Raw genomic sequence first — 21,895 nt, forward strand, 5'->3', positions numbered from 1 at the left:
CGACCGGCGACCCGCTGCCAGGGTGCGGCAGCACACCGCGCCCCGGCAGCGGCCTCCGCAGGACCGACGGACGTGTGCGGGTCGGTGGAAGCCTTCTACGCTCCCTCTCGGGTGTTGGACGGGTGCGGCCGTTCGGGTGGTTTCCCCTTGGCGTGGACGGCGTCGGAGGCGGCGATGCCGGCGAGGACGATGACGGCGGTGACGGCCACGGCCAGCGGCGGCAGAAGGATCATGAACGGTGAGGCGGCGGCGAGCGCCAGAGCGCCGACGATCCGGGAGCGGGACACCCGGGCGAATACGGCATGTTCCACCAGGGCTCGTCCAATCAGGAAGAGCATCGGCCCGCCGAGGACGACGAGAACCCACGCCGCGTTGGTGTGCCCGAACGGATGTTCGATCACGATTTCGTACCCCACGGCAACGGCGACGATCCCGGCCACCATGAGTACGTGCGCGAGGAAAGCCTCCCGGATGAGGTGCGCGGGCTCAGCGGCGACCCTGATGGCTTCGGGCAACAACTGGCCCGCCCTGAAGACGTAGACGCGAAACAGCAGCACGGTGGTGATGAATGACACCGCGAAGGCTGCCGCGGCTCCGCCGTGCCGAAACGAGGTGTCGCTGTAGGCCGAGCCGGTCGTCAAAATAAGTTCGCCGAGAGCGATGATGAAGAACTGTCGGTAGCGCTCAGACAGGTATTCGGCCAGGACGGGCCACTGCCGTTGCGTGGGACGGGACCACGGCGCGGGATAGAACAGCAGCAGTGCCGCGCCGTCGATGGCGATCGCGAGCGTCCACAACAGGCTGCGGGCCAGATCCGTCACGATCGCGCCGGCGATCCACGGCACTGCCGACAACGTGAACCAGAAGAACACCCCAGCCGCTCGGCGCTGAGCTTCGTGGCCACGCAGCAGCGGCACGATGACCAGCCCACGAATGATGTGGACGGCGACGTAGGCCCCAGCGAAGGCCAGACCTCTGTCCCCGAACGCGTGCGGCACCGCGACCGCCATCACCAGCGCGCCGAGCATGGCCGTGTAGACCAGCACCTGAAGCTGCGGCCGCTGCGGATCGTAGAGGTCGGTGACCCACGCCGTGACGAACCACAGCACGATGAAGGCCAGCAGCAACAGGAGCGTCTCGCCGACGTCGATGAGGACGACGCGCTGCTCGGTAAGCTCCGCGACCAGTCGCTGTGAGACCCGATTGAGGGCGAAGATGAAGACGAGGTCGAAGAAGAGTTCCAGAAGGCTCGGACGCTGCGGTTGCCCGGGTTTTCGAAGCAGCGCTGCTGCCCTTGTCGACATGGGCCGCCCATTCCTGCCGGCTTCGCCTATCCGGGTATTGGTACCACGCCGGAAGGGTCGTCGAGTCGATACCCGAAGAATGCCGGTGGGCCACAACCTCTTTTGGTAGGCGTCGCGATCCCCATTCCTCCGACGGGTTGGTCCGCCACCTCTAATGGGCACGATTCGGCGCGCTACGAGCGCGGGGTTGTATCCCCCTTCGAGGGGTACGCCCGTTGCGCCACGCGGGCGCCGTCGGATCAGCCGAGCGGGTCGGTGTGAGCCGCGTACGCGCCGGAGGGCCGGTACCGGATGGATCAGCGAGACGCTGGCGGGCGCGCCAGGGCCGACGGCTTCGTGGAACTGCGGGTGCACGGGGTCTCCGCCACCGGACCGGACGACCTCCTGGATCGACAGCACGTGCAGCAGGTGGCGGGGGACCACAGGGGCGGCTTCTATCGACCCCGGCCGGGAAACCACGAGGGCGCCGAGACGGACGGGGTGACGCTGGAGGCCTACCGCTGGAACAACCTGCCCGCCGGCAACGCGGTGCGAACGCTGTCGATGGTGATCCTGTTGCCCTTCATGCTGATCAACCTCGCCATCTGGATGCGTCCGGCCACAGCCGGCTCCGACCCGGTGATCAAGGCCCTGTGCCGGTTGTTGGCGCTCACCCTGACCGGGATGTACGTGCTGAGCATGGTGGGCATCGCGCTGGATGTGATTGCGTGGAAGTGCATGTCCTCACCGGAGTGCCTGGCGGGACGCAGTTGGCTCTCCTGGCTCGGGGGGCGTCCTGCCGGACTGCGCCTGGCGGTACTCGCGCTGGTGCCGGCTGCGGCCATCAGCCTGGTGTGGGGGCTCAGCGCTCGCCCGGCACTCCCGTCTCACGTCTTCCGCTCGGCCGACCAGCCTCTTGCGTCGAATCGGCTCACCGCCGTCGGCCGGTGGGACAATGAGCCGCTGGTCGGTCGACTGCGCTCGATTCACGTCGCGGCGGCATTTGCCACGCTGGACCTCAGCCTGCTCGGTGCCCGGGCCGCACAGGGTTTGTCGATCGGCACCGTCGCGCTGGCGGCAACTTGCGGACTCCTGCTGATCATGAGTGCGGTTCTGCTCTGCATCCCACCCCTGACCAGGCCAACGGAGTGGCGGCTCGACCGGTTGGTCAGCGCGCTGCGCACGATCGCCCTCGGTCTGACCGTGCTGGTCTGGATCCACGTCCTGACCAGTTCAGCCTCCTGGCCGGAACGGAACGGGCTGCCCGGCTACAACCTGACCGTCGTCGGGCTGTTCATCGGTCAGGCGGTGCTGCTGGCTGCCCTGGGGGTGGTGCTGTTCTGGCATCGGCGTCGAGAGCCGGGTGTCGCGCCCGCGCTCGGATTCGGCGCCCTGGCGACCTCCGTAGCCGCGATCAGCCTGGCGCTCACGTTCTCCGCCGAACTGGTCTATCGGGTGTCCGACGTCCTGAACAGGGGGGCGCCGACCGCGGAGGCGTTGATTACCAGCCCACCGCGTGCCTGTATCTGGGCGATCCTCGGCTTCTCGCTGGCGGTGCTGGTGACGCTTGCCGTCGCCGGTGTGGTGTCGGTGGCATCACGACCGGGACGGATCCGGGCCGCGTCGGCAGTCGTTGCTCGTGACTTCCCGGACGCGCCTGCCGATGCCACGCCGCGGCTGCGGCAGGTGCGCAAGAGCATGGCCCGCGCCCGGTTCACCGAGCGGCTGGTGCCGCTCGCGGTTCTCTACGCCTGCCTGGCCGGGATCGGCATAGCAGCGGTCGCGCTCGGCCTGCTGCCGACGCCTCCCAGCGAACTGGTCCAGCGCTACGTCGGGCTGCCGGCCGGCTTCGTCAACTTCGGCATCGGTGTCGGCAGTTATCTGATCGCCGCCCTCATCGTCGGCCTGGTCGTCGGCGGAATCTTCGCCTACCGCACCCCCGGATTCCGCCGGTACGTCGGCGTGCTGTGGGACCTGGGCACCTTCTGGCCGAGAGCCGCGCACCCGTTCGCCCCACCGTGTTACGCCGAACGGGCCGTTCCCGAACTGACCTGCCGGATCACTCACCTCGTCGACTCCGGCAACGCTGTGGTGCTCACCGGGCACAGCCACGGCTCCGTCCTGCTCGCCGCGACAGTGCTCCAACTGCCGCCACGGGTCACCGACCGGGTCGCGCTGCTGACCCACGGTTCGCCGCTGCGTCGGTTGTACGCCCGCCTCTTTCCCGCATACGTCAGCGACGAGGTGATCCACGAGATCGCCGACCGGGTGGACTGGCGGTGGGTGAATCTGTGGCGGGACACCGACCCCATCGGCGGCCGCGTCTTTCCGCCGCATGGCCCCGACGAGACGCCCGCGGCGTACGACCGAGAGGCGACTGTGGACCGACGGCTTCGCGACCCGTACGGCGTCACGCCTCCGTCCGGCGACATCTTCCCGCCACCGATCAAAGGGCACCGGCCCTGCGAATCCGAGGAGTCGTTCACCGAGGCGGTGCGTCACCTGGCCGACCACCTCCGCTGAGGGCACCGATCGCAGGGTGCCTGGGTCTCGGTGTGATGCGGTCAGCGACAGCAGACCCGAGACGTCCCCCATGTGCTCGCACTGCGCAGAAGTGCGGTCACGAGTAGCGGACAGCCGACACCAGACCACGATGTAGCCGACTGTGACCATCAGATCACTACGCGCACACTCCTCTTCGACATGTTCCCGTCGACTGGAGGAACAGATGCGTCTCCGATCGTTCGTCACCACGGCGCTGGCCGCCGTCCTGGCCGCCAGCGCACTCGCGCCGCCGGCACCGGCGGCGGCGGCCACCGCCGACCGCTGGGGCTTCGCGTACGTCAAGGACCCCACCGTGTCGGTCTGGACCGTGCTGGACACCAGCCGGCAGTGGGGTAGCTGGAAGACCGCGTTCCCGGCCGCCTGGGCCGACGGCATCAAGCTCGCACCGGGCCGGTTCCAGGTCCGTTTCCCGCAGATCGGCGCCGGTTCCCGGGGCGTGCCGCACGTGACCCCGGTGAACCGGACCGGTCACTACTGCGAGGTCGTTCGCTGGTTCCAGTCCGGCGCCGACGAGATCGTCGACGTGCAGTGCCACAAGCCGGGCGGCGCGCGCGATGACTCTCCGTTCACAGTGCTCTGGACGACCAGCTCGGGCGTGCTTCCAGCCGGCACCGCCCACGCGTACGCGCAGTGGAGCAGCGGCCTGGTGGCGCAGTCGTACAACTCCACGGGTGCGGTGAACACTGTCGGGCCGCTCGGCGTCGGGCAGTATCTGGTGCGGCTGCCCGGGGTGGGACTGGCCGGAGTGCTCGCCGGCAACGTGCAGGTCACCGCCGTGCAGCCGAACGCCGGTCCGCGTCGCTGCAAGGTCTACTCCTGGAGCGCGGTCGGCACCGGCGTGCAGGTGTACGTCTTCTGCTACGACCAGGCCGGCGCGTTCGTCAACACCGACTTCGCGTTCTCGTACCACCGTCGGCGGCCGGTGATCGGCTCGCTCGGACCGCCGTCGTACTTCGGTTATCTGGGCACCGCCGTCGGCGGGCCGACCAACGACAACTCGGTGCTCGGCGTCGGCGCGAACACTGTGGCACCGCTGGCGCCCGCCGGCCGTTACCTGGCGACCTTCCCGCAGGTCGGCCTCAAGGAGACGCACGCCCAGGTGGTGGCGCAGGGCACCGGTAACAACTACTGCCACCTCACCCAACCCTGGCCGTACACCACAAACGCCGACGTCGACGTCATCTGCTTCGACAACGCCGGCGTCGTCACCCCGCACCGCTTCCTGGCCACCTTCACCTCCCGGCTGTGATGTCGGGCCGCGCCGGCGGTGACGGTTTCCGTTGCCGCCGGCGCGGTCAAGGGCCAGCAATCGTGGTAAGTCCGCTGAGTCTTCGAGATCCGGCGGACCCGAGTGTCTAGAACCCGGTGCCGTGCGCAGCCCGCCTGGCCGTCCATCGAAGCGTCGCGGTGCTGGGGTCACGCTCCATTCGTGGCCGCCAGATCATCGTCCTGCCAACTCGAGACACCCACGACAATCCTCCCGCTCGGACCAGCTTCGTCGGTTCAGGTCGGCTGGCTCCAATCGGGCCTGGTCGAACTCTGAGCGCACCGCCATCCGGAACTGCCAGATCGCCTCGGCGAACTCGTGGTAGGCGCGGTGGTACTCCTCCGACGAGAGCGTCACGCCGGAGCGGATCGCGTTCCGCACCCCGATCAACCCCTGGTAGGCCATCTCCCCGGCCTTGACGATCTCTTTGGTACCGGCGACGAGTAGACGTTCTCGCGCGGTAAACACGTTCGCCTCGTGGACGACGCGGCTGGCGGAACGGAGACCATGTGACGCGCCCTCACCGCTTTGGGCGATCTCCCGAAGCGCGCTGTGGGCGGTGTCGAGCGCCACGGCAAAGTCCAGGTAATAGCCGATGCGCTCCCCCTCACGGCCGCGTCGACGCTCGGCACGGTTGCGCTGTACCTCGACGCTCACCGCACTGGCGAGGGCAATAGCGGCTCCGCAGATCGCACCGACGAATGGTATCCATTCCACGTCTTCAGTATCCGCCGACGATGTGTCCGGCCAACCATGTGTTCCTGTCTCCGGTATGACTGGGGTCAGGAAACACCGGCGGAGGGTGTTACCGGAATCGTGGCGGGATTACCGGCGCGTCCAGACGACACAGAGACCCGCCTTACTGGCCTCTCTGCGCGTCGCCCAATGCCGTCACCACCGGGTCTACGCGGAGGGAAATCCCTGCTGCTCACAGTCGCGGCACCGTTCACGGTCCGACCAGTCTCGCCGGCCGATCGCATCCGGGGTCAACGGCGACTGCCCCAGGTCGGCCCGCAAAGCCATCCGGAAGGTCCACAGCGCCTCGGCAAACGGGTGGTAGACCTGATGGTAGGCCGCCTCCTCCAAACGCGCCCCGGTCCGGATCGCGTCCCGAACCGCGATGAGCCGCAGGAACGCCGCTTCGGCCGCGCTCACCAACGGCACGGTGCCGAGCACGAGGAGCCGCTCACGGAGCGCGTACACCCGTGCGTCATGGAGCACCTCATTGGCTGGGCCACGTCGGGCCGAGGGCGGCAGGTCGGCACGGGCGACGGCGCGCAGGGCGTTGTGCGCTTCGTCGAGAGCGAGCATGAACGCGACGGCTGTGGCCGACGAGACCGGCAGCTCAGCCTCGGCGAATGGCTCGTCGGTGCGGTGCCGAGATGTCGCGACGTCGCGGCGACGCTGGCGGGGCCACCCGAGCGGCGAGTCCGGCGCGGGATCGCGTGGCCCCGTCCGTTCGGGCGGGTGCGGGTCACGCAGCTGCGCCCGCGCGAGCTTGGCCAACGCGCCTCCGGTCCCCAGCGCCTCGTCGCAACGCTCCGCCAACTGGATGTTGCCCGGTGCACGGCCTGTCTCCACCTTGCTGAGATAGCCGCGGCTGTAGTTGACTTTTCGGGCGAGCCCGGATAGCGACAGCCCGGCGGCCTTACGGCGTCGGCGGAGGCACTCTCCCAGCCGTTCCACGGTGTCGTTAGGCGGTTCGCATTCCTCGTCGCGGGCGGCCATCATGGCGCAGCGTCGCCTTGGCAGGACACATCGTAACTGTATCAAGGTCAACCTTCGCACGGCGGTGGTCCGGCGGCCGGAGGTGACCGCCGGACCACCGCCACGATCAGCACACGGGCGTCGACACCTGGGCCGCGACCAGCGAGGAGTGGATGAAGCCGCCCGTCGGGGCACTGACCCTGAACCAGCGGTTGGACGCGTAGTTGGAACTCGGCGGGTAGACCCACTGGGTGTCGGTCCAGCAGACCATCGTGACGGACGTGCCGTTGCCGTAGTACCCGTTGGACGAGCACCCGGTGTAGGCGCAGCTTCGGATGTTGGCGCCTCCGGAGTTCGAGCTGATGTATGGACCGGCGGCGGATGCCGGCACACTCGTCGCCGCCACGAGAGCCCCAGCCGCACCGACGATCGCGGTCATCCGCCCGAGACGGCGGTGGAAGGCAACCCTGGTTTCTGACATCGCGCACTCTCCCCTGCACTCTGGACTGGTAGGAGGACCAGCCGACTGCCATGAGCGTCAACCGTCCGAACCTCTTTCCGGAACGTGTTTCCTGTTGCATCCGACAGGAGGAGACGGCGCACGTTCATCTCCGCCGAAGCCTGGCCAGACGTCTCCCGTGTGCGGCCGCACGCGAGAACAGACGTCGGTCGTCCAGGTTCAGTCCAGGTCTGGCAGTTGTGCTCGGATCGCGGATCCGAGCGTCGCGACCGCCGCTGACCAGGAGAAGCGGAGGAGCAGCCGCTCGCGCAGGCGGTGGATCTCCGCGAAGGCGGTGGGCAGGTCGTCCAACACTCGCTGCACCGCGTTTGACCACGTCCGAATGTCACGGTCGCGGTCGTCGGTGATGTCGACAATCAAGCTGTCAGCGGAGGCCCCCAGTTGTTCCCGCAGCAACTCCGCCAGCCCGCTCTGCGCGCTGACGAGGATCGGGGTGCCCACCGCGAGCGCCTCCCACGCCGCCAGACCGAAGCCTTCAGCCCGGGAAGGCATCAGGCACAGCGCCGCACGCCGAAGGTCCCGGCGCACCGCCACGCCGTCCTCCGAGAACGGGCGTACGTCGACTCGACCTCGGGCCAGGTCGGTAAGGCCGACGAGCGTGGCGCGCACCTGCTCGCACTGCTCGGCTGGGGCGCCGCGAACGTACAGCAGCGGAGCCAGGCGGTCGGGCCTGTCTGGCAGGGCGGCGACAGCGCCAGCCGCGATGTCGAGGCCCTTGAGTTCTATGTCTCCGGTACGGCCGAGGACCATCACATTCGCGCGTACCGGAATCCGGCGTGCCCGGTCGAGGGGGTCCGGGTCCAGCCCTGGGTCGAGGCGGAACACAGGGCGACCCCCGTAGCCGTCGTCGAGGAGGTGTGTGGCGTACCGGGCCAGACGGGGCCCCACGCCGACGACGACGTCAGCCTGCCCCGCTAGATCAACGGTGTATGCCTCGCGCGCCTCCACCCGGGCAGACGCCTCACCGCTACCCTTGTACGGTTCAATCTCAGCAGGGGCGGTGTGCACTATGTGGACCATCGCGGCGGCACCGAACTTACGGGCATAGAGCCAGCCGATGTGCCCGGTCACGCGGTCATGCCCTACGACAACGTCGGGTTGCCGTGCGACGACCTCAGCAACTGGCAGGTGGAGGTCCGGACCCGCAGGCGTGCGGTCGGCGACGAACAGCCGGACGCCATGTCGGGCAGCGTCGGCGCGCTCGGCATCCGTGGCCTGCGCGACAAGGCACAGCACAGCGTCGCCGCACCCGGCGAACGCGACGGCCAGGGCTCGGTTGAGCACGGAGATGCCACCTTTTGCAGGCGACCACTCGTCGCAAACGAACAAGATGGTCAGCGGTGTCTCGGTCATGGCGGCAGCCGACCAGCACAAAAGAATGAATTCAACACCGATCGAATGAAGATCGTTTGGAGTCACTGATGCCGGATGAGGCGGCGTGGCGGACGATGGCCACCGGGCTGGTGACCGTCCGAGACGTCATTCGCAAGGTCAACCGCGGTTGCACCCGATCGGTCGAGCGGGCGGCGCTGGCCAAGGTCGCCGACAGCGCCGCGTTCGTGGGGCTCGGTCCGTCCTCACCGAACCGCGCGAGTTGGATCGTCGGACGCATCCGAGGCTGCCTCCTCGACCTCGAACGCGCCGTCGCCGGGGCAGCCGCGGACCGGGCGATCCGCTGCTGGGCCCGATACATCGACGAGGGCCTGACCCCGGTTGAGCTGTACGGCGCGTATCCCCACCTCATCGTGAACGACATACCCACAGACAGGGCTACTGCCCAACGTCAACGCGTGCAGAGCCTCATGTGGGCTGGCGGCGCACGGGGGGACAAGGATTCCCTCCCGGGCGTCCTGAGGCTCGCCGCCGAACTGCGCACCGCGCTCTCCACGGATCTACCCGACGGACCCCGAATGGACGCCACGACCTTCGAATACGAGTGGAAGCGCCTCGCCACCGCGGCACCGAATGGCCGTGACCTACTCCAGGTGCTGGCCCGGCTGGCTCCGGCCAACCCGTTCCCGAACTCGCTGCTGCGCGAGGCGGGTGACTGTCTACCCGGCCGCGCCGAGGTCGCATGCGCTTCCCCCACCGCGCTACGAGAGGCGTGCACAGCGCTGCGGACCCGGGGCCTGCTGGACATAGATGGCGGTCACGTATCAGTGCCGACGAATATCGCCGTCCATGTGAGAGAGCAGGTGACGCCTCAGCAGGATGCTCACTGGACCGCTGCCGTGCTGCGTTTCCTCACCCATGCGCTGCGGTCCGATACCCACCACAGCGACTCATGGACGGAGTGGGAGTCCGGGTACCCCCACGTGCTGGCCGTTTGCCGGGCGGCGGAGCGGCACCAGGTGCAGTTGGGTGATGTTGCCTACCTACTCGACCGTGCATCGGTGTACGTGCGCGAGGGTGTCGAGGACCCGGACGCGGCGACCGTGCTCGCGGAGCGCGCCGTCGCGATCGCCCTGGCCGTGCAGGATCGCGAACTGACTGGCGACAGCTTGGGAAATCTGGCACTGGCACACCGCGCGGCCAACCGGACAGCAGATGCCATCCGTACCTCGACAGAGTCGCTGGACCACGTCGCCGCGGCGTACGGCACCGGCTGCGAGACGTACGCCGAAAGCCTCACGGTGCATGCCAACATCCTTGCCGCGGCAGGACGCGCTGCGGACGCCGCCGCGGCTCACGAGCAGGCGGTCGGAATCCTACGGACGTTGTACGGGACATGTTCGACGGACCACATTCGTGGGCTGCTGGTCGATGCCCTCAACGACCACGCGGCGCACCTGCTGTCCAGCGGTGCGCCTACCGCTGCCGCTCGGAAGCTGCTGGATGAGGCGAACAAGCTGGTGCGACACGGCGATTACGGCTGGACGCAGATCACGTTGAACCTCGCCCGGGCATGCCGTGCGGCCGGTGATCTGACTGAGGCGCGGGACTACCTTGAATCTCTGCGGGAACACTGCGTCAAGACCAGACTCAGTGTGTCGACCACCCATGTGTGCACAGTGGTGGACCTGGCCGAGGTCTACAGCGATCTGGGCGACCCCCGCGCCGACGCCACGTTGCGCGAGGCACACCGCCTCGACAACGCGCTGGCGAACGCCTTGAATCGGCCGCTGCGCCACGGCCGGAGCAGGTGAGACACGCCAGAGCGACCCGGCGTCCGGCCACCAGGTGTCCCATGACCAACAGGCCGGTCCCCTGACCATCGCCGCCAGACCCGAGCAGCATCCCGGCGAAGGTCGTCCGGTGTCGTCAGTGACCTGCCGGTCCAGGCGACCTTCGGGTGCAGGCCGTTCAGGCAGCGGGGCGGCCCGGCGATCGAAGCCCTCCGTGAGGGATTGATCGCCGGGCCGCACCGGTGACGAGCCGCGCGCGGCGGCCCGCCGGTCAGCCGGTCAGAGGCCGGCGGCGTGCGCGGCGGCGGTGCCGCCGACCACGGGGAGGACGATGTTGCTGCTCTTCAGCGCGACCTGCAGGTTCGCGGCGGCCGTGTCCGCCTGGCTGGAGTACTGCGGGTAGCTGGCCACGATGATCACGCCGATCCGGTGGCCGGGCTTGAAGACGTAGTCCTCCGGCAGCAGCGGGAAGCTGAAGTTGTACGACTCCCCCTGCACCAGTGGCACGGCGACGCGGATCGACTGCCGGTTCTGGGCGTCCATGATGCCCTTGGTGACCAGCTCGTAGTCGGCAGTGGCCACCCGCTTCGTCGTCTGCTTGTAGCAGCCGTCGTCGGTCGGGCTGCTCTGGCCCCAGCAGTCCTCGGTGGTCAGGGTGATGATTCCCTCGCCGGAGGCCCGGTGCGCGACCCGCTCGTCGGTGCCGTAGTCGACAAGGATCGCCCCGAGGTTGGTGTCGGTCTGGTCGGCGGAGGCCCGCAGTTGCACTGTGGGTGTGCCGGAGATGTGCAGCGGCGCGGTGAGTGGCGCGGAGAGGAAGGCCAGCCGGTTGGGCTGCACCACGTCCGGGTTGAGGATCATGGTGTTCTGGCTCTGCGTGCGGCTGTCCTGGAACGCGCCGGTCGCCGGCTTCGTGGTGGGCACCAGCCCGAGACCGCCCGCGCCGGTGGTGCCGGGCTGGAGGAACACCTCCGTGTCGGCCTTGCCGGGGATCGGCCAGTCGGCGTGGGTCTCCCACACGTCGGCGGAGCGTTCCAGGTCCACCCGCGGCTCATCCATGATGCCGTTGGCGACGTTCTGCAGCCAGAAGTCGAACCACCGGTGCAGCGTCGACACCCACACCGCGCGGCGCGAGTCGAACGGGTCGACGTGGCCCTCCTGCGACAGCCACAGCTTGCGCGGCACGTTGTTCTCCGCCAGGGCGTACCAGAACTTGCTGAAGTGGTCCGGCCGGACGTTGTCGTCGTTGAGGCCGTGGTAGAGCAGGACGCTGGCGGTGACGTTGGGGACCTTCTTGACGTAGCTGCGCTCGTTCCAGAAGGCCGTGTAGTCGCCGTGCTCGTCGCCGTCGGCGGCGCCTATCGCGTCGCGCACCGGCTTGCAGTAGTCCCGGCGCTCGGGGTTGGTGACCGTGTTGGCCAGCGAGGACACGTAGCTGTTGCCACGGGTGACCACGCCGTTGCTGCGCACGTAGTCGTAGTACTCGGTCGGTCCGCTGATGGGCACGACAGTGGTCAGGCCCTTCACGCCGGTCACCGCCGTGGCCATGGCCAGCGAGCCGTCGTACGACTTGCCGATCATCCCGGTCTTGCCGTTGTGCCAGTCCGCCTTGACGACCTCGCCGGCGGCGTTACGGGCGGTGGCCCGGCCGTTGAGCCAGTTGATGGCCTGCTTGGCGCTCAGGTTGTCCTGGTTGGCGTTTGTGGTCGGGCAGCCGGTGGAGTTGTTGGTGCCGACCATGTCCAGCAGGATGACCGCGTAGCCGCGCGGCACGAAGTAGTTGTCGTAGAACAGCGGCCACTTGTCGAGCAGCCCGTCGCCGTCGAGGTCCGCCTTGCACTCGGACTCGTTGCCTCGGCAGACCGTCGAGTAGTAGGGGCTGGCGTCCATCACCACGGGGGCCTTGAGCCCCTGCGCGGTGGCCGCCGGCCGCATCAGGTCGAACGCGATGATGTCGCGCAGACCATCGTTGTCGCTGTCGAAGGTGGAGTCGATGAACAGGCGTTCCCGAATGGCGTCGGCGTAGCCGAACACCGGCTGGGTGACGCCGTCCTGGACGACGATCGACGGCGGGCCGTCCGCCGCCTGCGCCTGCGGCGCCGCGCCGAGGGCGGCGAGCACAGTCGCGGACAGTACGGCCACGCCTGTGCGCCAGCGCGTTCCCACTGTAGGCATGCAGTCTCCTTGATGTGTCCGAGGCTGCGTACGCTACGAGCCGGTGGCCTGCGCCACCACCTGCACCTGTAGGAACTTCGCCGGGTGTGCTTCGACGCGGGCCGTACCCGGGCGACGGGACTTACGGCGTGTCGGCCAGCACCAGTTCCCGCAGCCGCCGGTCGAGTGTCGGGGCGTCCAGACCGCCCGGCCAGCCGCGGAGCAGGGCGCCACCCTTGGCCACCAGCACAACGGTCGGCGGCTCCCGCACCGCGTACGAGCGCCAGATCGTCTGCTGGTCGTCCAGGACGACCGGGTACTCCACCCGGTGAGCGCGGAGATAGTCCTGGACCTCGTCGGCCTGGTCCGCGCCGGCCACGCCGACGAAGACCACCCGGTCCCGATAGCTGCGGGCCAGCTCACCGAGGGCGGCCTGGCTGCTGGCGCAGGTGGTGCACCAGGAGTTGAAGAAGGTGAGCACCACGGGTCGCTGCGCCCACAGCTCGGCGGCGACGAACGGTGTGCCGTCGGTCAGCGCGCCGGTGAACGCCGGGGCGGCCGGGGCGGTGCCGGGCGCCGGGCGCAACGCCAGGTCGGCGGGGACCGGCCCGGGCAGTGTCGCCGCCCCTCCGGCGGGCGTCGGCGCGGGCGCGGGCTCGGGCGTGCTGCATCCGCCCAGCAGCGCCGCCGCCAGCACCAGCGGCAGGAACACCCGCCTCATGACGGCACCACCGCCACCAGCGCCGGGCCCTCGCTGCTGTCCGGCGTCAGGTCGAGCGCCGGGCGCCCATCCACCTCCAGCCGGTAGGAGGTCCGCTGCGGCACACGCACTCCGACGGCGAACTCGCAGTAGGTGGGCAGGCGCTCGACCCCCAGATCCTCGGCGAAGGCGGCCACCGCGGTCCCCGCCGGCAGCTGCCCGCTGGCCAGCGCCACCCCGTCCGGGTCGAGCACGCGGAACGGCGCCCGGTTGTGGAAGTGCTGGTACGGGCCGGTGCCGGCGCAGTCCACGCCCGCGGCCCGGATGTTGATGTCACGAACCAGGACCCGGACGGTCGTCGGATCGCCGGCCTCCTGGGCGGCGCCGACGGTGCCGCAGCCGGTCGCGCCGGCCAGCAGCAGGGAGAGCAGAGTCACGATGCTTCGCCGCACGTCATCCTCCTTCCGTCCGCCTGCCGGGTCCGTGGCGGCCTACCGCCGCGGACCCGGCAGGAACGGGGTCAACCTCGGACGCCGGTCAGGACTTCTCGACCCGGCACTGCTTGGTCACCGTCTTCGTCGGGTCGCTCTCCGAGGTCGCGATGAGCTTCACGAAACCGGTGTTCGCGGCGGCGGCGGTGGCACCCACCGACACCTTGACCGTGGTGGCCTTGCCGAACTGCGCGGTGGCGAGCTGGTTGGGCAACCAGGTTCGCCAGCCCTTGCCGGCCACCTCCGCCGACAGGCGATAGACGTCCGACTTCAGGTACGCGCTGACGTCCTCCGGGTGCTGCTGCCCGCCGGCCGAGTAGGAACCGGTGTTGGTCAGCTCGAACGAGCAGGTCACCCCGCGGTTGGTCGGCTTGCCGCCGCCGGTCACCTCGCCCTTGCCCAGCAGGACGTCGTGGCTGCTCGGCCCGCCGGTGCCGTCCAGCGAACGCACCGCCACCGTGTAGGAGAGCGAGCCGGCCGAGTCCCGCTTGAGGTCGATGATGTAGAAGTGCAGTCGGTTGGCCTCGTCGACGTACTCGTACTGGCTGCCGGTGTCCGCGCCGGCGTGGAACAGCGCGTCGGAGAGCTGCCGGTAGTCACCCATGGTGATCTTCTGCGGGGTGCCGTCGGGCCGATAGAAGTCGATCATGTCGATGTCCTGCGGGTTGGCGTCCACCACCCACTGGAACGGCGCGCTGTCGGCGTTCTTCGTCTTGCTGACCAGCACGCCGCTGTCCGGGGTGAAGGAGTCCGCGCCCATCCGGTCGACGACCTCGACCGTGTAGTTGTTGAAGCTGCCACCGTCGCACAACGGGTCGGTGGTGACACCGCATGTCGGCGACAGGTCCTTGTTCAGCGCGATGTTGACGCCGCTCAGACCCTTCGGGCCGGCGTCGACCGCCCGGGCCGTGACCTGCGCGACCACCAGGCCCGAGGAGGCCAGCGACTCCCGCGAGAGCCGCAGCACGTGTTCCTCACCGAGTAGGCCGATCTTGAGCTTGTCCCGCACCGTGTGCAGCGAGCCCATCGAGCCGCCGTTTGTCGGCGGGATCTGCCAGCGGGTGTGCGGACCGCCCGGGCCGTTGAACGACCCGCGCGACATCATGCTCCAGATCCCGGTGTACGCCCTGCGCAGCGGCTCGCCGTACGGGTTGTTGTAGTTGTCGCCGATGCCCAGCAGGTGGGTCAGCTCGTGAGCGTAGACGCCCATGCCGGAACTCTCCCCCTGCGTCGAGGAACCGCCGCCGGCGTTCGGCCACAGTGTCGCCGCAGCCTTCCACGAGGTCCAGTCCACGTAGCGGGTCTTCGCCCAGTTCGGCAGGGTGGGGTCCGGCGGGCCCCAGGCGTCGGGCACATCCTCCTTGTTCTGGAAGATCATCTGCCCGAACTCCTGCCAGGTCGACGACTCGTCCTGGCCGGCGCTGAGGATGAACACCAGCTCGTACTGGTTGGCGACCTCCTCGCCGACGGCAGCCCGCCAGGCGCCCAGGCCGTCGGTGCGGATGTTCTTGCCGCACACGTCCCCGCTCGGGCAGGCGCCCGGGTTGAACCCGTTGTCCAGCCCGTACTGGTAGGACTTGGCCGGCATCTGGTACGGCCCGAACCCGGTGAGGTCGACGCCGTAGCGACCGTTGGAGTCCTGCATCCAGTACTCGTGCAGCGTGTGGCCCTTGTTGAGGGTGTTCGGGGTGTTCAGGAAGTCCTGGTAGAACGTCGGCACGTCCGTCCGGGGAATGTTTGTCGCGACGGACTGAGGGTTGCCGAAGACCGTCGAGCGGGCCCGCTGGGACACCGCGAACGTCTCGTCCGGATAGTCGAGCGCCACCAGGGCGATCTTGAAGTTGCGGACCGAGCCGGACACGCTCGGGTCGGCCCAGTTCTTGCCGGGCACGGCCTTGTAGTCGTTCCAGGTCATCGTGTCCGGGTTCTGCCAGGCCTGCGGATCGAGGACCTGGAACGGCGCGGTGCCGCCGGCCGGGTTGGCCGGGGCCGCGGCGGCCTGCGCCGCGCCGGTCGCCACGAGCGTGGTCACCGCGGCTGCGGCCAGCACGGCCCGCCTCAGCCGGGTGCGGTGGGGGGTAGCACGGTGCACGGAACCACCTCTCGTCGGAGGAAACGCGGCGCCGGCGTTCCGGTGGGGGTGGAGGGGAACACCTGTCAGCAGGCCGCGCAGCGAATCTAGGAGTACGGGCCGGTGCCGGTCACTGTGCAGATGTCGGCAGGTGGGCCGGCGACTTCCGACACCTGAATGACCGGCGCCCACCGGAGGATCAGCCAGGGCCCGTCCCGGAAGCCGGATCGGCAGTTGCCGCGAGGGCCCGCAGCACGTCGCGGCGCACCCGGTCGGCGGCAGTCCCGGACAGCGGTCCGCGCGGTGGGCGGCACCGCCCACCGAACCGTCCGGCGCACTCCATGGCGAGCTTGACGGCCTGCACGGCTTCCGGCCGGGAGGCCCAGCCGAGGATCGGGTGCAGCTCGGCGTAGAGCGGCAGCGCCCGGCCCAGGTCGCGGGCGGTGCACAGCTCGTACAGGCGCACGGCCTGGCGGGGCAGCGCGTTGGGCAGGGTGGCGACCCATCCGGTGGCGCCACACAGCACCAGTTCGAGCACCACGTCGTCCGCGCCGACCAGCACGTCCACGTGCGGGCAGAGGTCCCGCAGGCGGTGCAACCTGCGTACGTCGCCGGTGACCTCCTTGACGGCGACGATCCCGTCGATCTCGGCGACGGTCGCCAGCAGGTCCGGTGTGAGGTCCAACCGGGAGTCGTACGGGTCATTGTGGGCGACGACCGGCAGGCCGACCGCCGCCACCTCCCGGTAGTGGGCGACCACGTCGGCGGCGCGAGCGGCGGGTCCGTCGGGTGGCCGCGCGAGCACGCCGTGGGCGCCGGCCTCGGCGGCCTGCTCCGCCCAACGGCGGGCCTGCCTGCTGCCGTAGCCACCGACGCCCGGCACCACGGCGCAGCCGGACGGCGCGGCCTGCACCGTCGCCCGCACCACTGCGGCCCGCTCATCGTCGGAGAGGGCCCGGTACTCCCCCATCGACACGCACGGCGCGAATCCGTCACACCCCTCGGAGGCGAGCCAACTGACGTGTTCCTGGAGCTTGTCGAAGTCGACCGACAGGTCGGCGCGAAACGGCGTGGCGATGGCGACCAGCACGCCCCGCCAGGGCCTACCAGCTCCCACTCGGCGATCCCCCGCCCGTCATCCCACCCGCACCGTGCGCGGCGGCGCTGGTGCGGTCCGTACCGGAACCCTAGGAACGCCCGTCGCCCCCGGTCTTCGGACAGATGCCGGAACAGTCGGGGCGACGTCCGTCTTTTTGTCGTGACTTCGACAGTGGACCTTGCGCGATGACCCACCGGCACCGGAGGGTAAGGACTGGCGGTCGCGCGATCCCTGTCAGCAGCGCAACCTGGGGAGTTACATGCACGGTGAGCTCCAGCGAATCGTCGACGCCGTCGCCGCCCGGGTGGGGCGACCCGCCCTCATCGAGGACCGGCGGCAGCGGGTGGTCGCCTACAGCGAGCACGACGGCCCGATGGACGACGTCCGCCGGACGTCGATCCTGCGCCGGCAGACGACGCCGGAGGTGATCGCCTGGTTCCGGGACAAGGGCGTGCTCACGGCGCACGCGCCGGTCCGCACCCCCGCGTGCGCCGAGCTGGACCTGCTGGCGAGGGTGTGCGTGCCGATCCGGCACGACGACCTGCTGCTCGGGTTCGTCTGGTTCATCGACGCGGACGGTTCGATGACCGACGCCGACATCGCCACCGCGACCGGCCCCTTCACCGACCTGTCGTTGGCCCTGTACCGGGAGAACCTGCTCGGTGAGCTCGCCTCACAGCGCGAGACCGAGGCCACCCGCACCCTGCTGGTGGAGAGCCGGCAGGCGCGCGAGCACGCGGCGCGGGCGCTGGTGGAGGAGGGGGTGGTCATCGCCGACGGGTCGACAGTCGCGCTCGTCGCCCAGCTCGTGCCGGCTCCCGGGCGGCAGCCCGACGAGGTGGCCCGGATCGCATTGGAACAGGCCCTGGTCGCCACCCGCCGATGGATCGGCGTGCGGGAGACGCTGCACCTGGTCTGGCACGACCACGGGGTGCTGCTGGTCTGCGGCGACCGGGTCGCCGGCCGCCCCTCGGCGGAAGCCTCCGCCGGGCACCTCAACGACGCGTTGGGCACCGCGACCCGGGGCCTGGCCTCGGTGGGCCGGACGGTCACCGGGATCGGCCAGCCTCGCGCAGGGCTGTCCAGCGCTGTGGAGTCCTACCAGGAGGCTGCGCAGGCCGCCCGGGTCGGTGTGCAACTGCCCGCGTTGGGCGGGGTGGTCTCCTGGGCCGGCCTGGGCATCTACCGGGTGTTGTCTCAACTGGACAGCCAGCAGCTCGACGTCGCGGGTGTTCATCCCGGGTTGGAGCGGCTGCTGCGCGACGATGCCCACCAGGTGCTGCTGGAGACCCTGGAGGCCTACCTTGACCTGGCGGGCAACGCGCACGCGACCGCCGAGAAGCTCCGACTGCACCGGACGACCCTCTACTACCGGCTGCAACGGGTGGAGCAGCTCGCCGGGACCGACCTCAAGGACGGCAACGAACGGCTGTGCCTGCACCTGGCCATGAAGCTCGGTCGGCTCACCGGTCACTACCGCACGCCGTGAGGCGGCCGCCCGCCCGTGGTGCCACCGCGGACAGCCGGTCGCGGGCGTTCCTCGTCAGACGAGGCGGGTCATCCAGCCGTACGGGTCGGCGGCCCGGCCGTACTGGATGTCGAGCAGATGGCGGCGCAGCCGCATGGTCACCGAGTCCTCGGCGCCGGCCTTCGGGGCCGTCACCTCGCCGCCGTCCCAGACCAGGCGCCCGACCGGCGTGACCACCGCGCCGGTGCCACACGCGAAGACCTCGGTGATCGCGCCGGAGGCCACCCCCTCCTTCCATTCCCTGATCTCCACCGGGCGCTCCTCGACCTCCAGGCCCAGGTCCTTGGCCAGGATGAGGATCGATCCCCGGGTGACGCCCTCGAGGATCGTGCCGAGTTCCGGGGTGATGATCCGGCCGTCGGCCGTGATGAAGTAGACGTTCATGCCGCCGAGCTCCTCCACGTAGCGGCCCTCGGCGGCGTCCAGGAAACAGACCTGCTCACAGCCGTGCTCGGCGGCCTCGACCATCGGCGCCAGGCTGGAGGCGTAGTTGCCGCCGCACTTCGCCTCGCCCGTGCCGCCCCGCGCCGCCCGGGTGTACTCGGTGGAGAGCCAGATGGAGACCGGCTTGACGCCACCGGAGAAGTACGCGCCGACCGGGCAGGCGATCACCATGTAGGTGATCTCCTTCGCCGGGCGAACCCCCAGGAACGGCTCGGAGGCGAACATGAACGGCCGCAGATAGACGCTGTATTCGTCCTCGTCCGGCACCCACACCTGATCGGCACGGACCAGGCCCTCGACCGAGGCCATGAAGTCCGGCACCGGCAGTTCGGGCAGTGCCAGCCGCCGGGCGGACCGGGCGAAGCGCTCGCCGTTGGCCTGCGGCCGGAACGACCAGATCGAGCCGTCACGGTGCCGGTACGCCTTCATCCCCTCGAAGATCTCCTGGGCGTAGTGCAGTACGGCAGCCGCCGGGTGCATGAGGATCGGACCGAAGGGGACGATCTCGGAGTCCTGCCAGCCGCCGTCCGGCCTCCACACCGCCCGTGCCATGTGGTCGGTGAAGTGCCTGCCGAACCCCGGATTCGCCATGATCTCGGCTCGCCGCTGCGCGCTCGCCGGGCTCGGATTCTGGTGCAACGGGAACGACAGGCTCATCGCCGGGTCCTCTCAATGGCCGCATCCCTGGGCGCTCAGGTCACCGAGAACGAACACGCCGGGGGGGAAGGTTGTCGGATGACCGGTGCAGAATACCGACCGTAGTGTCTCCGGCCGTAGACCGCCGAGCCGCCGCCCCACTTCGTCGAGATCGCGCATCGCACCGGCGTCCAACTCGACCACGAGGCCGCCGCCGAGGTCACGAAATTCTGCGCCGCGGTCGTCGCACGGCGAATGGTTGGACGCGGGCGTCCTTGCCCGACTGCTTGACCGAGGACACCCGCCGGATCACCCTGGCAACGGCGCGAGCGGCGATCTACCTGCTGCATATCCGCGGCCGGGGCCCTAGTCCCTTCGTCGGTTCGGTCTACACGGGTGACCTACCCGGTGCCGGCCGACGAAACCGTGCGAGCTCGACCCGCGCGCCCTTTCAGGCGGTGAGGGAAGCCGTACGACGGGAGGATGGTGTTCTTGCCGTGGGCGGCCACTCTCGACCCTGTGATGGACGGCCAACCTGGCGTCGAGGCAGTGTCGCGGGAGCCAGCATGGGCGGCATGGGTTTTCGGGAGGAGGCGGACGCGATCTGCTGGATCGCTATCCGCTGGCGGGTAGGTGGATGACGAGGATGACGGTGTCGTCGTGAACGTGACCGGCGGTGAAGGTGGTGACGGCGTTGTCGATCGCGTCGACGAGCCGACCGGCGGAGGTGGCGCCGTTGCCAGCGAGGACGTGGTGTAGTCGCTCGATGCCGAACAGTTCACTGCTGTCGGCGCGGCGGCCTTCGGTGACCCCGTCGGTGTAGAGGATGAGGCTGTCGCCGGGGCGTAACACGGTGCGCTTGTCCCGTAGGACGGGGTGGTCTATGAGGCCGATGGCCACGCCGTGATGGCCGAAGGACTCCACCCGGCCGTCAGCGCGGCGGATCAGGGCGGGTTCGTGTCCGGCGCAGCTGATCTGGGCGCTGATGCCCTCGGGGTGCAGGCGCAGGGTGGCATAGGCGGCGGTGAGGAAACGAGGATCCTTGGTCTGCCAGGCACGCAGTGTGGTGTTGAGGGTGGCGAGGTTGCGGCTCGGGGTGATGAAGCGACCCGCTGTCGCGCGCAGGGTGTAGCGGGCCAGTGCGGTGGTCTTGGCCGCTTGCGGACCCTTGCCGCACACGTCGCCCACGACGACGGCCCAGGTGTCGCGCGCCGATGGGAAGACGTCGTAGAAGTCGCCGAGGACTTCGGCGGTGCCGCCGGCGCCGCGCCGGTAGCGGACGGCGATCTCGACGCCGGGCACCTGTGGCAGGTGTGGGGGCAGCAGGCTTTCCTGCAGCGTGTCGGCCAGTTGTTGCGCCTGGTCGGCGGCGGCGCGCGCGTCAGCGGTCGCCTCGTTGGCCCGGGTCGTCGCGGCCTGAGCGTGGATGGTCGCCGTTTCGGCGTTCTCGACGGCTTCTCGCAGTGCGATCTCGCCGGCTGCCGCCAGCGCGAGAGTCTTGAGGACTTCGATGTCGTGGGGGGTCCAGTGCCGTGTCGAGGTGTCGACGGCGCAGAAGGTGCCCAGCACGTGACCGTCCGGGGAGCGCACCGGGAAGCCCGCCCACGCGGCGACTCCCATCAGCTCGATGGAAGGGTTGTCAGCGGTCCGCGGATCCACGCGGGCGTCGTCGACGATGAGTTCGGCGTCGGCCTCGATGACGTATCGGCAGAACGACTGCTGCACGCTGTTCTGCCGGTCGGCGAGGTGGGTGCTGCTGACGCCGATGCAGCTCTTCCAGAATGATCGGGTCTCGTCGACCAATGTCACGAACGCGAATGGGGTGCCCAGCAGGGTCGCCGCCAGACCTGTCAGCCGGTCGAACGCCACTTCCGGCCCGGTGTCCAGCAGCCGGGTGCGGTACACCGCGGAGATGCGGGCCGGGTCGAGGACACGGGGGTGGTCCTGCGTCGACCGGGTCACCGGCCCGCCTGATTCACCACTGCGAGCTGCGTGACCAACGGTGCGGGCAGCGGGCGGTCGCGGCGCTGCCGGTGTCAGCATGATCAGCTTCCGGCATGGGGTCATTGTGACCACACCGCCGCCACTGGTGGTAGCGGCCGATCGGCTCTGCCGCTGAGCGATCTGTCACCGGTGTCGCCGGAAGTTGCCTGACCCGTACCGGCGGCTCAGGCCGTGGGCCGTGTGGGGCACTGTTCGGTGTTCTCGGAACGCATCGTGTGGTGGTGGACACGAAGCCGATGCTTCGCCGTCAAATTCGGCCGGTGCGACGTAGCGTTGAGGGCTGCCCGGGGCGGGTCCGCTT

At 69.5% G+C, this 21,895-nt stretch carries 16 protein-coding genes; 4 read left to right on the plus strand and 12 right to left on the minus strand.

Annotation, left to right across the window (positions count from 1 at the left end; translation table 11 throughout):
- Positions 1-95 precede the first annotated feature (95 nt).
- Positions 96-1,304, minus strand: a complete 1,209-nt coding sequence (locus tag NIE111_RS10415) for a low temperature requirement protein A (protein ID WP_238684183.1) — start codon at positions 1,302-1,304, stop codon at positions 96-98.
- 291 nt (positions 1,305-1,595) lie between these two features.
- Here NIE111_RS10415 and NIE111_RS10420 point away from each other — a divergent pair, with 291 nt between their 5' ends.
- Positions 1,596-3,806, plus strand: coding sequence for a hypothetical protein (locus NIE111_RS10420; RefSeq protein WP_238684184.1), 2,211 nt, complete (start codon positions 1,596-1,598; stop codon positions 3,804-3,806).
- A gap of 205 nt (positions 3,807-4,011) precedes the next feature.
- The gene (locus NIE111_RS10425) at positions 4,012-5,097 is read left to right on the plus strand and encodes a hypothetical protein (RefSeq protein ID WP_238684185.1); all 1,086 of its coding nucleotides are present in this window, start codon (positions 4,012-4,014) and stop codon (positions 5,095-5,097) included.
- A gap of 192 nt (positions 5,098-5,289) precedes the next feature.
- Here NIE111_RS10425 and NIE111_RS10430 read toward each other — a convergent pair whose 3' ends face one another.
- From NIE111_RS10430 to NIE111_RS10445, 4 genes are all read right to left on the minus strand, one after another.
- On the minus strand, positions 5,290-5,832 hold the full coding sequence (locus NIE111_RS10430) for a hypothetical protein (protein ID WP_238684186.1): 543 nt from the start codon (positions 5,830-5,832) through the stop codon (positions 5,290-5,292).
- A 186-nt stretch (positions 5,833-6,018) separates the two neighbouring features.
- Entirely contained in the window at positions 6,019-6,846 is an 828-nt protein-coding gene (locus tag NIE111_RS10435; protein ID WP_238684187.1) for a helix-turn-helix domain-containing protein, read from the minus strand.
- A 103-nt stretch (positions 6,847-6,949) separates the two neighbouring features.
- Positions 6,950-7,303, minus strand: a complete 354-nt coding sequence (locus tag NIE111_RS10440) for a hypothetical protein (protein WP_238684188.1) — start codon at positions 7,301-7,303, stop codon at positions 6,950-6,952.
- 198 nt (positions 7,304-7,501) lie between these two features.
- Complete coding sequence (locus NIE111_RS10445; RefSeq protein WP_238684189.1) at positions 7,502-8,695, minus strand: glycosyltransferase family 4 protein; 1,194 nt, start codon at positions 8,693-8,695, stop codon at positions 7,502-7,504.
- Positions 8,696-8,763: 68 nt separating this feature from the next.
- Between NIE111_RS10445 and NIE111_RS10450 the strand changes: the two genes are divergently transcribed.
- Entirely contained in the window at positions 8,764-10,488 is a 1,725-nt protein-coding gene (locus tag NIE111_RS10450) for a tetratricopeptide repeat-containing protein (RefSeq protein WP_238684190.1), read from the plus strand.
- A 258-nt stretch (positions 10,489-10,746) separates the two neighbouring features.
- Here the strand turns inward: NIE111_RS10450 and NIE111_RS10455 are convergent, their stop codons facing one another.
- From NIE111_RS10455 to NIE111_RS10475, 5 genes are all read right to left on the minus strand, one after another.
- Positions 10,747-12,642, minus strand: a complete 1,896-nt coding sequence (locus NIE111_RS10455) for a CocE/NonD family hydrolase (protein WP_238684191.1) — start codon at positions 12,640-12,642, stop codon at positions 10,747-10,749.
- Between the two features lie 121 nt (positions 12,643-12,763).
- On the minus strand, positions 12,764-13,342 hold the full coding sequence (locus NIE111_RS10460; protein ID WP_238684192.1) for a TlpA family protein disulfide reductase: 579 nt from the start codon (positions 13,340-13,342) through the stop codon (positions 12,764-12,766).
- A complete protein-coding gene (locus tag NIE111_RS10465; RefSeq protein ID WP_238684193.1) occupies positions 13,339-13,773 on the minus strand; it encodes a hypothetical protein in 435 nt (144 codons plus the stop codon). The genes NIE111_RS10460 and NIE111_RS10465 overlap by 4 nt, the downstream gene beginning before the upstream one ends.
- Before the next feature lie 85 nt (positions 13,774-13,858).
- A complete protein-coding gene (locus NIE111_RS10470) occupies positions 13,859-15,904 on the minus strand; it encodes a M6 family metalloprotease domain-containing protein (protein ID WP_238684194.1) in 2,046 nt (681 codons plus the stop codon).
- Between the two features lie 178 nt (positions 15,905-16,082).
- On the minus strand, positions 16,083-17,000 hold the full coding sequence (locus NIE111_RS10475; RefSeq protein WP_238684195.1) for a dihydrodipicolinate synthase family protein: 918 nt from the start codon (positions 16,998-17,000) through the stop codon (positions 16,083-16,085).
- Between the two features lie 241 nt (positions 17,001-17,241).
- Between NIE111_RS10475 and NIE111_RS10480 the strand changes: the two genes are divergently transcribed.
- Positions 17,242-18,471, plus strand: a complete 1,230-nt coding sequence (locus tag NIE111_RS10480) for a PucR family transcriptional regulator (RefSeq protein ID WP_238684196.1) — start codon at positions 17,242-17,244, stop codon at positions 18,469-18,471.
- Between the two features lie 54 nt (positions 18,472-18,525).
- Here NIE111_RS10480 and NIE111_RS10485 read toward each other — a convergent pair whose 3' ends face one another.
- Complete coding sequence (locus NIE111_RS10485; RefSeq protein WP_238684197.1) at positions 18,526-19,611, minus strand: branched-chain amino acid aminotransferase; 1,086 nt, start codon at positions 19,609-19,611, stop codon at positions 18,526-18,528.
- Between the two features lie 594 nt (positions 19,612-20,205).
- Positions 20,206-21,552, minus strand: coding sequence for a PP2C family protein-serine/threonine phosphatase (locus tag NIE111_RS10490; protein ID WP_238684198.1), 1,347 nt, complete (start codon positions 21,550-21,552; stop codon positions 20,206-20,208).
- Positions 21,553-21,895 lie beyond the last annotated feature (343 nt).

Origin of the sequence: Micromonospora hortensis (assembly GCF_022230935.1) — a bacterium.
GTDB lineage: Bacteria > Actinomycetota > Actinomycetes > Mycobacteriales > Micromonosporaceae > Micromonospora > Micromonospora hortensis.

Bases quoted from the DNA above. Each gene is read 5' to 3' on its own strand.
- NIE111_RS10415 (WP_238684183.1), bottom strand. From the start codon at position 1,304: ATGTCGACAAGGGCAGCAGCGCTGCTTCGAAAACCCGGGCAACCGCAG.
- NIE111_RS10420 (WP_238684184.1), top strand. From the start codon at position 1,596: ATGGATCAGCGAGACGCTGGCGGGCGCGCCAGGGCCGACGGCTTCGTG.
- NIE111_RS10425 (WP_238684185.1), top strand. From the start codon at position 4,012: ATGCGTCTCCGATCGTTCGTCACCACGGCGCTGGCCGCCGTCCTGGCC.
- NIE111_RS10435 (WP_238684187.1), bottom strand. From the start codon at position 6,846: ATGATGGCCGCCCGCGACGAGGAATGCGAACCGCCTAACGACACCGTG.
- NIE111_RS10440 (WP_238684188.1), bottom strand. From the start codon at position 7,303: ATGTCAGAAACCAGGGTTGCCTTCCACCGCCGTCTCGGGCGGATGACC.
- NIE111_RS10445 (WP_238684189.1), bottom strand. From the start codon at position 8,695: ATGACCGAGACACCGCTGACCATCTTGTTCGTTTGCGACGAGTGGTCG.
- NIE111_RS10450 (WP_238684190.1), top strand. From the start codon at position 8,764: ATGCCGGATGAGGCGGCGTGGCGGACGATGGCCACCGGGCTGGTGACC.
- NIE111_RS10455 (WP_238684191.1), bottom strand. From the start codon at position 12,642: ATGCCTACAGTGGGAACGCGCTGGCGCACAGGCGTGGCCGTACTGTCC.
- NIE111_RS10460 (WP_238684192.1), bottom strand. From the start codon at position 13,342: ATGAGGCGGGTGTTCCTGCCGCTGGTGCTGGCGGCGGCGCTGCTGGGC.
- NIE111_RS10480 (WP_238684196.1), top strand. From the start codon at position 17,242: ATGCACGGTGAGCTCCAGCGAATCGTCGACGCCGTCGCCGCCCGGGTG.
- NIE111_RS10485 (WP_238684197.1), bottom strand. From the start codon at position 19,611: ATGAGCCTGTCGTTCCCGTTGCACCAGAATCCGAGCCCGGCGAGCGCG.